Source organism: Streptomyces albus subsp. albus (assembly GCF_000725885.1).
GTDB lineage: Bacteria > Actinomycetota > Actinomycetes > Streptomycetales > Streptomycetaceae > Streptomyces > Streptomyces albus.
In genome coordinates this window covers 86,209-100,769 of sequence record NZ_JODR01000007.1, presented here as the reverse complement: position 1 = coordinate 100,769, position 14,561 = coordinate 86,209, and the positions used below count along the sequence as shown (strand labels likewise).

Below are 14,561 nucleotides of genomic sequence, written 5' to 3'. Positions count from 1 at the left end.
CCAACCCTCCCGCCGTCCGGCCGCCCCTCCCATCCGGGATGACCCTGAACGGCCCCTGGTACGCCGCGCGTTGGCCTCGGGGCCCGATGGGGGGCGGGCTCCGGCTACAGGCCGAGCCGGGCGGTGCGGACCCGGTCGACGGCGGCCTGCTCGCCGTCCAGGTCCACCTTGGCCTGCTCCTGGCGGCCGGAGGCGAACAGCAGCAGCTCGGACGGCTCGCCGACCGCGGTCACCACGGGTGTGCCGCGGCGCGCGACGGCGGTCTGCCCGTCGGGGCGCCGCAGGACGAGGCCCGTGGGCGCCTTGCGGCCGTAGAGCCGTGCCGCCGTCTCCAGCCGCCGCCACAGCGTGTCCTGGAAGACGGGGTCCAGCTCGCGCGGTGACCACTCGGGCTGGGCCCGCCGTACGTCCTCGGCGTGGATGAAGAACTCCACCGTGTTGGCCGCCTCGTCCACCTGCTTGAGCGCGAAGGGCGACAGCCGCGGCGGGCCGGTGCGGATCAGCTGGACGAGCTCGTCGTACGGCTTGGCCGCGAACTCGCTCTGGACCCGCTCCAGCCGGGCCGCCAGCGGCTTGATCACCAGCCCGCCGGCGGCGTCACCGCGGCGCTCCCGTACGACGACGTGCGCCGCCAGGTCGCGGGTGCGCCACCCCTCGCACAGGGTGGGGGCCTCGGGGCCGTGGGTCTCCAACAGGTCGGCGAGCAGAAGCCGTTCTCGCTTGGCATGGGTCGACATGCCCGCCAGCGTACGGCGGGCGAGCGGTGGGTGCGCGGCCGTGCGCGGGGTGTGTCCGCGCGGGTGTCCGCCGCGCCGGACGAGGGCCGGGCGCGGTGGGCGACAATGGAGCCATGTCCCAGGAGACCTCCCTCGACCCCGCCGTCGCCGCCCGCCTCAAGCGCAACGCGGACGGACTCGTGCCCGCCATCGCCCAGCAGTACGACACCGGCGAGGTGCTGATGCTGGGATGGATGGACGACGAGGCCCTGCACCGCACCCTCACCACCGGGCGGGCGACCTACTGGAGCCGCAGCCGGCGCGAGTACTGGGTCAAGGGCGACACCTCCGGGCATGTGCAGTGGGTCAAGTCCGTGGCGCTCGACTGCGACGCGGACACCCTTCTGGTGAAGGTGGACCAGGTCGGCGCCGCCTGTCACACGGGCGAGCGCACCTGTTTCGACGCGGATGTGCTGCTGCGCGGCTGAACCGCCGGTTGAAAGCCGCCCGGTGCGGCTCCCTCCGCCCAGTAGGGTGAGGGGCCATGACGGCGCCCGACCTCGAAACGTTCCGCAGGCTCGCCAAGGACCGGCGGGTCATCCCCGTGACCCGCCGCCTGCTCGCGGACGGCGACACCCCCATCGCCCTGTACCGGAAACTCGCCGCGGAGCGGTGCGGCACCTTCCTGCTGGAGTCCGCCGAGAACGGCCGCACCTGGTCGCGGTACTCGTTCATCGGGGTGCGCAGCGACGCCACGCTGACGGTGCGCGACGGACAGGCGCACTGGCAGGGCACCCCGCCGGTGGGCGTCCCCGCCGACGGCGACCCGCTGGCCGCCCTGCGGGAGACGGTCCAGATCCTGCATACCCCGCGCGACCTGCACGAGGACGGCGATCTGCCGCCGTTCACCGGCGGCATGGTCGGCTACCTGGGCTACGACATCGTCCAGCGGCTGGAGAAGGTCGGCCACCACCCCGGCACCGAGGACGACCTGGGCCTGCCCGAGCTGACGATGCTGCTCACCTCCGACCTGGCCGTCCTCGACCACCGCGACGGCACGGTGCTGCTCATCGCCAACGCCATCAACCACAACGACCTCGACACCGGCGTCGAGGAGGCGTACGAGGACGCCGTGCGCCGGCTGGACGCGATGTGCGCCGACCTGGCGCGGCCCGCGCCCGTCGAACCCGTCGCCCTCCCCGAATCCGCCCTCCCCGAGATCACCGCCAGGTCCGGCGGCGCCACCTACCAGGGCTGGGTCGAGGACATCAAGGAGCGCATCCGCGGCGGCGAGGCGTTCCAGGTGGTGCCCTCCCAGCGGTTCGAGGCCCGGTGCACGGCCAGTGCCCTGGACGTCTACCGGGTGCTGCGGGCCACCAACCCGAGCCCGTACATGTACCTGCTGCGCTTCGACGGCTTCGACATCGTCGGCTCCAGCCCCGAGGCGCTGGTCAAGGTGGAGGACGGGCACGCCATGATGCACCCCATCGCCGGGACCCGTCCGCGCGGCGCGACCCCGGGCGAGGACCAGGCTCTCGCGGAGGAGCTGCTGGCCGACCCCAAGGAGCGGGCCGAGCACCTGATGCTCGTCGATCTGGGCCGCAACGACCTGGGCCGGGTGTGCGAGCCGGGCAGCGTCGAGGTCGTCGACTTCATGTCCATCGAGCGCTACAGCCACGTGATGCACATCGTCTCCACGGTCACCGGCCGGCTGGCCGAGGGCCGCACGGCGTTCGACGCGCTCACCGCCTGCTTCCCGGCCGGCACCCTGTCCGGGGCGCCCAAACCCCGCGCGCTGCAGATCATCGAGGAACTGGAGCCGACCAAGCGCGGCGTCTACGGCGGCTGTGTCGGATATCTCGACTTCGCCGGCGACTCCGACACCGCCATCGCCATCCGCACCGCCCTGCTGCGCGACGGCACCGCCTACGTCCAGGCCGGGGCGGGTGTCGTCGCCGACTCGGACCCGGCGGCCGAGGACACCGAGTGCGCCAACAAGGCCGCGGCCGTGCTGAGGGCGGTCCGGACCGCCGAGCGGCTCGGGGGTAGCGTGGAGGGGTGACTTCTCCAACCCCCGCCCCGGACACGGACGGCGCGCAGCCCGGGAACGGCACCGCCGCGACCGCCCGGGACGACGGCCCCGCCACGGCCTCCGGCGGGGCCGCACGCTCACGTGCCTCCCGGGTCGCGCTCGCGGTGGCGCTGCTGGCCGGCGCACTGGGCGCCGCGCTCGCGCTGATCTCCGCCGGGCAGACCTGGAGCACCTCCACGGCCGGCTTCGCCCAGGGCCGGGTACCCGTCAGCGCCGAGGGCGGCGATGTCACGGGCCTGCCCAGCGCGCTCGGGCTGGTCGGCCTGGCCGCGCTGGTGGCCGTCTTCGCCGTCCGCCGCACCGGGCGCTACCTCGTCGCCGGACTGCTCACCCTCTGCGGTGCGGCCGTCGCCGTCTCCGCGCTGCTGGGCGCCGACGACACCGGGGCGCTGGCCGACCAGGCGGCCGAGGCCAGCGGACTGTCCGACAGCGGCATCGGCGCCGTGGACGTCACCGCCTGGCCGTACGTCTCGGCTGCGGGCGGCGCGCTGCTCGTCGTCGCCGGGCTGCTGGCCCTGCGGTACGGGCCGCGCTGGCCCTCCATGTCCGGCAGCGCCCGCTACGAGCGGGTACCGCTGCGCCAGCGGGCCGCACGTCCGCAGCGCGTGGACCCCGACCGGCCCGAGGACCTGTGGAAGGCGCTGGACCGGGGCGAGGACCCCACCACTTCCGGCACCGCCTGACTCCGCGCACCCGGCCGTGCGCTGCCCGTTCGGGCCACCCCCGTGCCGCGCCGTCGGCGGGTAGGAGGGAGAATGGTCTTGAACGGGCCGGTGGCCCCAACTTCATGTTGTGACTCAAGGAGTTTTCATGGCGCACAGCCACGGACACACCCCGGCCGCCTGGACCGGCGTGATCATCGCCTTCGTCGGGTTCTGCGTGGGCTCCGTCTTCACGGTGATGGCCAAGCCCGCCGGTGTGATCGCCGGGCTGGTCCTCCTCGCGGTGGCCGCGGTGGTGGGCGGCATCATGAGCGCGGCGGGGCTCGGACAGAAGAAGTCCAAGGGGCTGACCGCGGAGCAGGCCCGGGCCCACCGGGAGGCGCACCAGGCCCGCCACCCGGAGCGTCGGGACGGCGAGCAGCGGACCCACGCCCAGGCGCACTCCTGAGCGAACGGCAGGAAGCCGCGACCGTGCGGCACCGCCTCCTCGGTGCGGTGCCGCAGCTGGCCGCGCCCCTCGGCTGCGCGGCCGTGGCGGGCGCGGCTTTCGCGTATGTGGCCGCGGTCGACCCCAACCGGCCGGGCCACTATCCGGCCTGCCCCGTCCTGACGGTCACCGGGCTGTACTGCCCCGGCTGCGGTGGGCTGCGCAGCGCGCACGCCCTCGCCCACGGCGATCTGCCGGCCGCGCTGGGCGCCAATGCGATGGCCGTCGTCCTCGCCGTCCTGTTCGCTGCGGGCTGGCTGCACTGGGCCTGGCGCGCGGCCCGGGCCCGCCCCTTCGCGCTGCCGGTGCGCCTCCGCGTCCGGCACGCCTGGGCGGCGGGGGTGCTCGTTGCCGCGTTCACTGTTGTCCGGAATACGCCCCTGGGCGCCGCACTGGCCCCCTGACCGGCGGTGACATCGCATGGACGTGCCGTAACGGAACCTTCGGCGTCACAACGTTTTGTCCGCTATATGGAATCCCGTTCAACCGGATGCGGGCACCGGGCCCGTCGGCGGATACCATCGCAGTGCTCCGTCCGACTCCCTCGTCCGCGCGCGGGGGTCCGGCACCCAGCCAAACCCAGCCAGCAAGGAGGCCGCTCGGTGAGTGTGCTCGACGAGATCATCGAAGGCGTCCGTGAGGACCTCGCCGAGCGGCAGGCGCGCGTCAGCCTCGACGAGCTCAAGGAGCGCGCGGCCCGGGCGCCACAGGCCAAGGACGGGCTCGCCGCCCTCAAGGGCGAGGATGTCCGGGTGATCTGCGAGGTCAAGCGCTCCAGCCCCTCCAAGGGCGCGCTGGCGGCCATCGCCGACCCGGCCGGGCTCGCCGCCGACTACGAGGCCGGCGGCGCCGCCGTCATCTCCGTCCTCACCGAACAGCGCCGCTTCGGCGGCTCCCTCGCCGACCTGGAGGCCGTCCGCGCCCGGGTGGACCTGCCCGTGCTGCGCAAGGACTTCATCTTCTCCGCCTACCAGCTGTGGGAGGCCCGGGCACACGGCGCCGACATCATCCTGCTGATCGTCGCCGCCCTCGAACAGGAGGCGCTGGTCTCCCTCATCGAACGCGCCGAGTCCATCGGGCTGACCCCGCTGGTCGAGGTGCACGACGAGGAGGAGACCGAGCGGGCGCTGGCCGCCGGCGCCAAGATCGTCGGAGTCAACGCGCGCAACCTCAAGACGCTGGAGGTCGACCGCGGCAACTTCACCCGGATCGCCCCGGAGATCCCCGACCACATCGTCAAGGTCGCCGAGTCCGGGGTGCGGGGCCCGCACGACCTGATCGCCTACGCCAACGAAGGGGCCGACGCCGTGCTGGTCGGCGAGTCCCTGGTGACCGGCAAGGACCCCAAGGGCGCCGTCGCCGACCTGGTGGCGGCCGGTGCGCACCCCGCCCTCCGACACGGGAGGGCGTGACCGGCCGTGACCGCCTCCGTCTCCCTGTGCTCCCTCGCGCTGGCGCGCGGGTGCCGGCCGCGTGGCTGCCGGGCGCCCGCGCGGCGGGTACGGGGACGCTCGGTGCGGTACCACATCGGGTGCGAACCCGGTGTGATCCGTGGCCGCCGATGGCGCTGACTTTTCCCGGCCCAGCCCTACCGCCCTCCTGTCAGGGGCTTCCTCCTCTTCCTCGGCCTCCTCGGCCTCCTCGTTCGCGTCGCCCCGCTCGCGGTCATCCCGCGTGAGGGGCCTCGCCCGCCTGCCGCACGGCTGCCGCCGGGCCCGTCCCTCCGTACGCCGGGACGGCCGGGCGGCACCGCCTCCCGCAGCCGGGGGCGGGGTCGTCGCGCGGGCATCCGGACCGAGTGCGGGGACGAGAGATCCCCGGGGGAGCGGGTGGTGGGGCACGGCCGGGGCCAGGAACTCAGCAGGCCCAACCCAAGGAGCACTGTCGGCATGCCATCCGACTACTTCATCCCCGACCCCGAGGGTCGCACCCCCGACGCCACCGGCTATTTCGGCGCGTTCGGCGGCAAGTTCATCCCCGAGGCACTCGTCGCCGCCGTCGACGAGGTGGCCGCCGAGTACGAGAAGGCCAAGGCGGACCCGGCCTTCGCCGCCGAGCTGGAGGAACTGCTCGTCAACTACACGGGCCGCCCCAGCGCGCTGACCGAGGTGAAGCGCTTCGCCGAACACGCGGGCGGCGCCCGGGTGTTCCTCAAGCGCGAGGACCTCAACCACACCGGCTCGCACAAGATCAACAATGTGCTGGGCCAGGCCCTGCTCACCAAGCGCATGGGCAAGCCCCGCGTCATCGCCGAGACCGGCGCCGGCCAGCACGGGGTCGCGACCGCCACCGCGTGCGCCCTCTTCGGGCTCGAATGCACCATCTACATGGGCGAGATCGACACCGAGCGCCAGGCGCTGAACGTCGCCCGCATGCGGATGCTCGGCGCCGAGGTCGTCCCCGTCACCTCCGGCAGCCGCACCCTCAAGGACGCCATCAACGAGGCGTTCCGCGACTGGGTGGCCAACGTGGACCGCACCCACTACCTCTTCGGCACCGTCGCGGGACCGCACCCCTTCCCGCAGCTCGTCCGCGACTTCCACCGCGTCATCGGCGTCGAGGCACGGCGGCAGATCCTGGAGCGGACCGGCCGGCTGCCCGACGCGGTCGCCGCCTGCGTGGGCGGCGGCTCCAACGCCATCGGCCTCTTCCACGCCTTCCTGCCCGACGAGAGCGTCCGCATCGTCGGGTTCGAGGCGGCCGGAAACGGCGTGGAGTCCGGTGAGCACGCCGCGACGCTGACCGTCGGCGAGCCCGGCATCCTGCACGGCTCCCGCTCCTACGTCCTCCAGGACGACGAGGGCCAGATCACCGAGCCGTACTCGATCTCGGCGGGCCTCGACTACCCGGGCATCGGCCCGGAGCACGCCTACCTCAAGGACAGCGGGCGCGGCGAGTACCGCCCGGTCACCGACGCCGAGGCGATGCGCGCCCTGCGGCTCCTCTCGGAGACCGAGGGCATCATCCCGGCCATCGAGAGCGCCCACGCGCTGGCCGGCGCCCTCGACCTGGGCAAGGAGATCGGCCCGGAGGGCATCGTCCTGGTGAACCTCTCCGGCCGCGGCGACAAGGACATGGACACGGCCGCGCGCTACTTCGGCCTGTACGACGGGGAAGACCAGGGGGAAGGCGCATGAGCGGCACCACGGGCAACATCGCACTGCTGGAGCGGACCCTGGCCCAGGCCAAGGCCGAGAACCGCGCCGCGCTCGTCGGCTACCTGCCCGCCGGCTTCCCGACGGTCGAGGGCGGCGCCGCCGCCTGCACCGCGCTGCTGGAGAGCGGCTGCGACATCGTGGAGGTCGGACTGCCGCACAGCGACCCCGTGATGGACGGCCCCGTCATCCAGACCGCCGACACCATCGCCCTGCGCGGCGGCGTACGGATCGCCGACGTGATCGAGACGGTCCGCCAGGCGCACGCCGCCACCGGCAAGCCGGTGCTGGTGATGACCTACTGGAACCCGGTGGACAGGTACGGCGCCGAGCGGTTCGCCGAGGAGCTGGCCGCCGCGGGCGGCGCCGGCTGCATCCTGCCGGACCTGCCCGTCGAGGAGTCCGACGGCTGGCGGAAGGCCGCCGAGCGGACCGGGCTGGCCACCGTCTTCGTCGTCGCGCCCAGCAGCCGCGACGAACGGCTGGCCACGATCACCGCGGCGGGCAGCGGATTCGTCTACGCCGCCTCGCTGATGGGCGTCACCGGCACCCGCGAGTCGGTGGGGAACGAGGCACGGGAACTGGTCACCCGGGTACGCGCCACCACGCCGCTGCCGGTGTGCGTGGGCCTCGGCGTCTCCAACCCCGAGCAGGCCGCCGAGGTCGCCGAGTTCGCGGACGGGGTGATCGTCGGCTCCGCGTTCGTCAAGCGGCTGCTCGCCGCCGACACCCTGGAGGCCGGACTCGACGGCGTGCGGGAACTGGCCGCCTCCCTGGCCGAGGGCGTCCGCCGCGGATAAACGTCCGCCGCCAGGACCTGGCCCCGTCCCCTCCCCGGCCACCGGGCAAGCGCGCTCTTTCGGGTGAAAGAGGGTGCGAGGGGGCGGGGCCCTCTCGTTGGCCCTGACGTGAGCAGCCAGAACACCAACGAAGGCGGCAGGAATTCGGCCCGCGAGCGGCTGCGGGCCGAACGGGAGCGGCAGAAGGCGGCCGAAAAACGCCGCCGCTCCCTGAAGGTCGGCGCGGCCGTCGTCGGCGTGCTGGCCGTCGCCACGGGCATCGGCGTGGCCCTGGCCGGGCAGGGCGACGACGACGGCGGCACCGCCTCCGCCAAGCCGATCACCGTCGGCCACGAGAGCGCCCCGGCCAAGCTGACCGTCTACGAGGACTTCCGCTGCCCGGCGTGCGCGCAGTTCGAGAACGCGTTCCGGGGCACCGTCCGCAGCCTGGAGCGGGCGGGCAAGCTCAAGGCCGAGTACCACCTGGTCACGCTCATCGACGGGCACATGGGCGGCAGCGGGTCGAAGAAGGCGGCCAACGCGGCGGCCTGCGCCAAGGACCGGGGCAAGTTCTCCGCCTACCACGACGTGCTCTACCGCCACCAGCCCGCCGAACAGGACGACGCCTTCGCCAGCACCGAACGGCTGATCCAGCTCGCCCGCAAGGTGAAGGGGCTGGTCGGGCCCGCCTTCGAGAAGTGCGTGACCACCGGCCGGCACAACGACTGGGTCGAGCGCGCGAACGAGAGCTTCCGCAACTCCGACCACCAGGGCACCCCCACCGTCCTGCTGGACGGCAAGAACATCTACGCGGACCAGAACGATCCGCTCACCCCGCAGAAGCTGCGGAAGCTGGTCGAGCGGAAAGGCTGACCCCCGCCCGGCCACCGGCGGGCGCCAGGTGTTATCCAGCCGTTGTGCGGCCTGATTGCCCCCGGTGCCGCCGGGCACGGTAGCGTCGGGTGCGCCATGGAGACCCTTGCCTTTATCCCCAGCCCGTCGGCCAGCGAGATCCATCTCGGGCCGCTCCCGCTGCGCGGCTACGCGCTCTGCATCATCCTCGGCGTCTTCGTCGCGGTCTGGCTCGGCGGGCGGCGCTGGGTCGCCCGCGGCGGGCAGCCCGGCACCGTCGCCGACATCGCGGTGTGGGCCGTGCCCTTCGGGCTGGTCGGCGGCAGGCTCTACCACGTCGTCACCGACTACCAGCTCTACTTCGGCGAGGGACGCGACCCGGTCGACGCCCTGCGCATCTGGGACGGCGGCCTCGGCATCTGGGGCGCGATCGCGCTCGGCGCGCTCGGCGCGTGGATCGGCTGCCGTCGCCGGGGCATCGCCCTGCCCGCCTACGCGGACGCCGTGGCCCCGGGCATCGTGCTGGCCCAGGCGCTGGGCCGCTGGGGCAACTGGTTCAACCAGGAGCTGTTCGGGCGCCCGACCGACCTGCCCTGGGCCCTCAAGATCGACCCGGCGCACCGCCCTGTGGACACCCCCGACGTGGGGACCTACCACCCGACGTTCCTGTACGAGTCGCTGTGGTGCGTCGGCGTCGCACTGCTGGTGATCTGGGCGGACCGGCGCTTCAAGCTGGGGCACGGCAGGGCGTTCGCGCTCTACGTCGCCGCCTACACGGTGGGCCGGTTCTGGATCGAGTACATGCGCGTGGACGACGCCCACCACGTGCTCGGCATGCGGCTGAACAACTGGACGGCCATCGTCGTCTTCCTCGCCGCCGTCGCCTACATCGTCATCTCGGCGAAGAAGCGGCCCGGCCGGGAGGAGAAGGTCGAGCCGGACAGCGGTGAGGGCGGCGGGGACGCCGCCGCGCCCGCCGAGGACGGCGAGCCGGTGAAGGACGCCGGGCCGGGCGAGGCGGACGCCGGCGCGAAGGGCGCGGGCTCGGTGAAGGAGGGCGACTGCACCAAGGGTGCCGGTTCCGCGAAGGAGGGCGGCTCCGCCGAGAGGGCCGCGTCCGCGAAGGCGGGCGGCTCCACGAAGGGCGCCGGCTCCACGAAGGAGCCCGGCTCCACGAAGAAGCCCGGTTCTGCCAAGGGCACCGAGCGCGCCGAGGGTGCCGGGCGCGCCGAGGGTGCCGGGGCCGCGAAGGACGCCGGGGCCGCCGAGGGCGCGGGAGGCGCTGGGGCGGGGCAGGCCGCCAAGAGCGGGAAGTCCGCCGGGGCCGAGGCCGTGGAAGGACCCACCGCCTAGCCCACCGGGCCGCCCGCCCGCACGGCGGGACAGGGCAACCTGTCCGAATTGCATGGTTATGTATGCAATTCTCTGTGCGTGCTGTGGTTGATCGCCGTCCACTTCGCCGCCGCCTGCTGCGCGCCGCCCCTGGTGCGCCGGCTCGGGCGGCGGGCGTTCTGGGCGCTCGCGGCGGCACCCGCAGCCGCCGCGATCTGGGCGGCGGTGCACTACCGCACGGTCGCCGACGGCGGCGAGCTGCGCGAACACACCGAGTGGATCGGCTCCCTCGGCGTCTCCCTCGCCCTGCGCTGCGACGCGCTCGCCCTGGAAATGGTGCTGATCGCCGGGGGCATCGGCGCCCTGGTGATGATCTACTGCGCCGGCTACTTCGCCGACGACGAACCACGGCTCGGCGCCTTCGCCGGATCGCTCACCGCCTTCGCCGGGGCGATGCTCGGCCTCGTACTCGCCGACGACCTGATCGTCCTGTACGTCCTGTGGGAACTCACCACCGTCTTCTCGTTCCTGCTCATCGGGCACGACCCCGAACGCAGGACCAACCGGCGCGCCGCGCTCCAGGCCCTGCTGGTCACCACCCTCGGCGGGCTCGTCATGCTCGTCGGCTTCCTGATGCTCGGCCACGCCGCCGGCACCTTCCGCATCTCCCGCCTGCTCGCCGACCCGCCGGACAGCTCCGCACTCGTCGCCGCCGGACTCGTCCTCGTACTCGCCGGGGCCCTGTCCAAATCCGCCGTGTGGCCCTTCAGCTTCTGGCTGCCCGGCGCGATGGCCGCACCCACGCCCGTCTCCGCCTATCTGCACGCGGCGGCCATGGTCAAGGCCGGGGTCTACCTCGTCGCCCGGTTCGCACCCGCGTTCGCCGACGTGACCCCCTGGCGGGCCGTGGTGCTCCTCCTCGGCAGCGTCACCATGCTGCTCGGCGGCTGGCGGGCCCTCCGCGAGACGGACCTGAAGCGGCTCCTGGCCTTCGGCACCGTCAGCCAACTGGGCTTCCTCACCCTCCTCGCCGGTGACGGCACCCGCGACGCGGAACTCGCCGGCACCGCGATGATCCTGGCGCACGCCCTGTTCAAGGCGTCCCTCTTCCTCGTCGTCGGCGCCATCGACCACCTCACCGGCACCCGCGACCTCGAACGGCTCTCCGGACTGGGCCGCGCCCTGCCCGCGCTGTGCGCCGTCGCCTGCGCCGCCGGACTGTCCATGGCGGGGCTGCCGCCCCTGCTGGGGTTCGCCGCCAAAGAAGCCGCCGTCTCCGCGCTGCTCCACGGGGACACCGCCGAGACCTGGGCGCTCGCAGCCGTCATCGCCGGGTCCGCACTGACCGTCGCCTACACCCTCCGCTTCCTGTGGGGCGCCTTCGCCACCAAGCGCAACCCCGCCCCGCCACTGCGACCCGTCCCCGTCCCCGCAGGCACCACCACCGGGGCACTCCTGCTGATGCCGCCCCTGCTCTGCGCCTTCGCCGGGCTCCTCCTCGGACCGGCGGCACCCTGGCTCGACCCCCTGCTGGCCCGCCACGCGGAGACCGCACCCGGCGGTGCCGCCCCCTTCCACCTGGAACTGTGGCACGGCTGGGGACCGGCGCTCGGCCTGTCCGCCCTCTCCTGGCTGCTGGGCGCCGCCCTCCACCTGGCCCGGCGCCCCCTCGCCGCGGCCGGCGACCGGCTCTCCCAGGTGGACGGCGACCAGGTCTTCGCCCGCTCGCTGTGGGGCCTGGAAAGACTCTCCCTCCAGGTCACCGGATCCGTGCAGCGCGGCTCACTGCCCGTCTACCTGGGCACCGCACTCGTCGTCCTGCTCGGCTTCGAGACCGCCCAACTGCTGGCCGGCCGGCCATGGGCCACCGCCGGGCCCGTGCGCTGGTACGACTCGGTCCCGCAACTCGTCGTCGCCATCGGCGTCGCCGCCGTCGCCGTCCTGTGCGTCCTCGCCCGGCAACGGATGAAAGCGGCCGTGCTCGCCGGGGTCACCGGCTACGGCGCCGGCCTCCTCTACGTCCTGCACGGCGCCCCCGACCTGGCACTGACCCAGTTCGCTGTCGAAACCGTCTCGCTCACCGTCTTCGTGCTCGTCCTGCGCCGGCTGCCGGCCCGCTTCCCCGACAGCAGCCGCACCTGGCGGCTACGGCGAGGACTGCAAGTCGTCTTCTCCGTCGCCGCCGGCGGGCTCGTCGCCGCCCTCCTCGTCTTCTCCCTCGCCGCCCGCTCCGGCCCAGCCGCCGGCCCCCAGCTGCTGCCCGCCACCGCCCACGAAGGCGTACGGAACGTGGTGGCCACCACCCTCGTCGACCTGCGGGCCTGGGACACCATGGGGGAGTCCGCCGTACTGGCCGCCGCAGCCGTCGGCGTCACCAGCCTCGTCTACCTGCGACGGCGCGCCCGGGTGCCCGTCGCCCAGCCGGTGCCCGGCTCCGAGGGACCCGGCGGCGGACGGCCACCGGCGCCCGTCGTCGGCCCCGGAGCGCCCCCCGGCTCCGCCGCCGCCGAGTCCGCCGCCGGGTCCGCGAGCATGGCACTGGACCGCGACGCCGGAGCCCAGGCGCCCGAACCCCCCGGCCCCGCCGGCCGCTGGGACGCGTGGAAACAGCCGGTCCGGCTCGGTACCCGGCCGCACGGCTCACCCGTCGCCCCGCGCCGCACCTGGCTGGCCGCCAGCTCCACCCTCGCCCCCGAAGGGCGGTCTGTGATGTTCGAGGTGGTGGCCCGGCTGGTCTTCCACCCGATCCTCGTCCTCTCCCTGTACCTGCTCTTCTCCGCCGAGAACCTGCCCGGCGGCGGCTTCACCGCGGGCCTCGTCGCCGGGCTCGCCCTGGCGGTGCGCTATTTGGCCGGCGGCCGGCTCGAACTGGCCGCCGCCGCACCCGTCGACGCGGGCTTCCTGCTCGGACTGGGCCTGCTCATCCTCACCGGCACCGGGCTGGCCGGACTCTGGCTGGGCGGCAGCGTGCTGGCCTCCGGCAAGGTGACCGGCGAGATCTGGCTCGCCGGTCACTTCCACGCCGCCAGCCCCGTGCTGTTCGACAGCGGCGTCTACCTGCTCGTCGTCGGCGTCGTCCTGGACGTACTGCGCAGCCTCGGCTCGGAGATCGACCGGCGCATGGAACGCGACCGCGCCCGGCAGGCGGCGGAGGAGGAGGACCAGCGCGAACGCCGCGCCCGGCAGGGCGGTGGTGCGTCGGGGGGTGACACCTCCGGCGGTGGTGCGTCGGGCGGGGGCGCCTCGCCGGGCGGCGGTCCGCAGGACGGCGGAGGGCCGCAGGGTGGTGGTGCTTCGCCGGGCGGCGGCCGACATGGTGGTGGCGGCCCGCAGGATGCCGGCTGGCAGGACGGGGGCGCACAGGGCGGCGCCCCGCAGGGTGAGGGCCGTTCATCCGGTGGTGGCACTCAGGGGGGCACCCCGCAGGACGGCGGCGCCCCGCAGGGCAGTGACGGCCGGCAAGGCGGCGGCGCCTCGCCCGGTGGCGCGTCAGACGGCGGCGGCCCGCAAGGTGGTGGCGGCCCGGAGGGCGACGGTCCGCAGGACGGTGGCCCGCAAGGTGGCTCCCCGCGGGAAGGCGGCGGCCCGCAAGGCCGTGGCCCGCACGGTGGCACTCCGCCGGAAGGGCGCGGCCCGCAAGATGGCTCCCCGCAGGACGGGCGTGGCCCGGAAGGTGGCTCCCCGCGGGACGGGCGTGGCCCGGAAGGTGGGGCCCCACGGGACGGCGGCGGCCCGCACGGCGGCGCCCCGCACGGCGGCGCCCCGCAGGACGACAGTGGCCCGCAGGGCAACCACGGCCCGCAGGGCGGTCGGGGCCCGCAAGGTGGTGGCGGATGAGTGCGACGCTCGCTCTCGTGGCGTGCGGCGGCGTGCTGTTCGCCGCCGGCACCGCACTGCTGCTCGCCCGCCCCCTCACCCGCATCCTGCTCGGCGCCGTCCTCATCGGAAACGGCGTCAATCTGCTGGTGCTGGCCACCTCCGGCCCCGCAGGCCAGGCCGCGCTGCTCCATCCCGGTTCCGACCCGAAGGACATGGCGGACCCGTTGCCGCAGGCGTTCATCCTCACGGCCATCGTCATCACCCTGGCCGTCACCGCGTTCCTGGTCACCATGGCCTACCGCTCCTGGCAGCACTCGGGCAACGACGACGTGCCCGACGACATGGAGGACATCCGCGTCGTACGCCGCGCCACCTACGCCGAGGAACGCGAGAGGCTGCGCGCCGCCTACCGCAGACACCGCCTCGAATACCGGGCCCTGGCCCACGACCAGGAGGAGCTGGCGGCCCGCGAACACAGCGCCTACCAGCGGATGGGCACCGTACGCGACCGGTACAAGGAGATGCGCCGGCGGGCCCGGGCCGACGCGCGGGCCTTCCGCGCCCGGCAGGCCCGGGCCGAGGAGACCGCCGAGGAGACCCTGGGGGAGGACGACCCGTGGCAGACCATTCTGGGTGCCGACCGGTGACCGGGGCCGCGCGTCCCGTG

Annotated in this window: 14 protein-coding genes; 13 read left to right on the top strand and 1 reads right to left on the bottom strand. The window is 74.2% G+C overall.

What is annotated here, in order from left to right:
- Positions 1–104 precede the first annotated feature (104 nt).
- A complete protein-coding gene (locus tag IO40_RS0108745) occupies positions 105–737 on the bottom strand; it encodes a TIGR03085 family metal-binding protein (RefSeq protein ID WP_031175203.1) in 633 nt (210 codons plus the stop codon).
- Between the two features lie 113 nt (positions 738–850).
- Between IO40_RS0108745 and hisI the strand changes: the two genes are divergently transcribed.
- The 13 genes from hisI to IO40_RS0108685 all read left to right on the top strand — a co-directional run bounded on the left by hisI (position 851) and on the right by IO40_RS0108685 (position 14,541).
- Positions 851–1,204 (top strand): phosphoribosyl-AMP cyclohydrolase, encoded by a 354-nt coding sequence (hisI, locus tag IO40_RS0108740; protein WP_016468405.1) that lies wholly within the window; start codon positions 851–853, stop codon positions 1,202–1,204.
- Between the two features lie 56 nt (positions 1,205–1,260).
- Complete coding sequence (locus IO40_RS0108735; protein ID WP_016468404.1) at positions 1,261–2,778, top strand: anthranilate synthase component I; 1,518 nt, start codon at positions 1,261–1,263, stop codon at positions 2,776–2,778.
- Positions 2,775–3,491 carry a TIGR02234 family membrane protein gene (locus tag IO40_RS0108730; protein ID WP_030406184.1) on the top strand — a complete coding sequence of 239 codons (717 nt, stop codon included), beginning with the start codon at positions 2,775–2,777 and terminating at the stop codon, positions 3,489–3,491. Before IO40_RS0108735 ends, IO40_RS0108730 begins: the two co-directional genes overlap by 4 nt.
- 127 nt (positions 3,492–3,618) lie before the next feature.
- On the top strand, positions 3,619–3,918 hold the full coding sequence (locus IO40_RS0108725; protein ID WP_030406185.1) for an HGxxPAAW family protein: 300 nt from the start codon (positions 3,619–3,621) through the stop codon (positions 3,916–3,918).
- Positions 3,919–3,941: 23 nt separating this feature from the next.
- A complete protein-coding gene (locus IO40_RS0108720; protein ID WP_030406186.1) occupies positions 3,942–4,361 on the top strand; it encodes a DUF2752 domain-containing protein in 420 nt (139 codons plus the stop codon).
- A 198-nt stretch (positions 4,362–4,559) separates the two neighbouring features.
- Positions 4,560–5,369: an indole-3-glycerol phosphate synthase TrpC gene (trpC, locus tag IO40_RS0108715; RefSeq protein ID WP_016468400.1), complete on the top strand. Its 810-nt coding sequence runs from the start codon at positions 4,560–4,562 to the stop codon at positions 5,367–5,369.
- Positions 5,370–5,375: 6 nt separating this feature from the next.
- Positions 5,376–5,528: a tryptophan biosynthesis modulator TrpM gene (gene trpM / locus IO40_RS39780; RefSeq protein WP_369126522.1), complete on the top strand. Its 153-nt coding sequence runs from the start codon at positions 5,376–5,378 to the stop codon at positions 5,526–5,528.
- A 318-nt stretch (positions 5,529–5,846) separates the two neighbouring features.
- Positions 5,847–7,094 carry a tryptophan synthase subunit beta gene (gene trpB / locus IO40_RS0108710; RefSeq protein WP_016468399.1) on the top strand — a complete coding sequence of 416 codons (1,248 nt, stop codon included), beginning with the start codon at positions 5,847–5,849 and terminating at the stop codon, positions 7,092–7,094.
- Positions 7,091–7,912, top strand: a complete 822-nt coding sequence (trpA, locus tag IO40_RS0108705; protein ID WP_016468398.1) for a tryptophan synthase subunit alpha — start codon at positions 7,091–7,093, stop codon at positions 7,910–7,912. Before trpB ends, trpA begins: the two co-directional genes overlap by 4 nt.
- Before the next feature lie 108 nt (positions 7,913–8,020).
- Positions 8,021–8,764 carry a DsbA family protein gene (locus tag IO40_RS0108700; RefSeq protein ID WP_016468397.1) on the top strand — a complete coding sequence of 248 codons (744 nt, stop codon included), beginning with the start codon at positions 8,021–8,023 and terminating at the stop codon, positions 8,762–8,764.
- Between the two features lie 96 nt (positions 8,765–8,860).
- Positions 8,861–10,096: a prolipoprotein diacylglyceryl transferase gene (lgt, locus tag IO40_RS0108695; protein WP_031175202.1), complete on the top strand. Its 1,236-nt coding sequence runs from the start codon at positions 8,861–8,863 to the stop codon at positions 10,094–10,096.
- A 78-nt stretch (positions 10,097–10,174) separates the two neighbouring features.
- Entirely contained in the window at positions 10,175–13,912 is a 3,738-nt protein-coding gene (locus IO40_RS0108690; RefSeq protein WP_031175201.1) for a Na+/H+ antiporter subunit A, read from the top strand.
- Positions 13,909–14,541, top strand: a complete 633-nt coding sequence (locus IO40_RS0108685; RefSeq protein WP_016468394.1) for a Na(+)/H(+) antiporter subunit C — start codon at positions 13,909–13,911, stop codon at positions 14,539–14,541. Before IO40_RS0108690 ends, IO40_RS0108685 begins: the two co-directional genes overlap by 4 nt.
- Positions 14,542–14,561 lie beyond the last annotated feature (20 nt).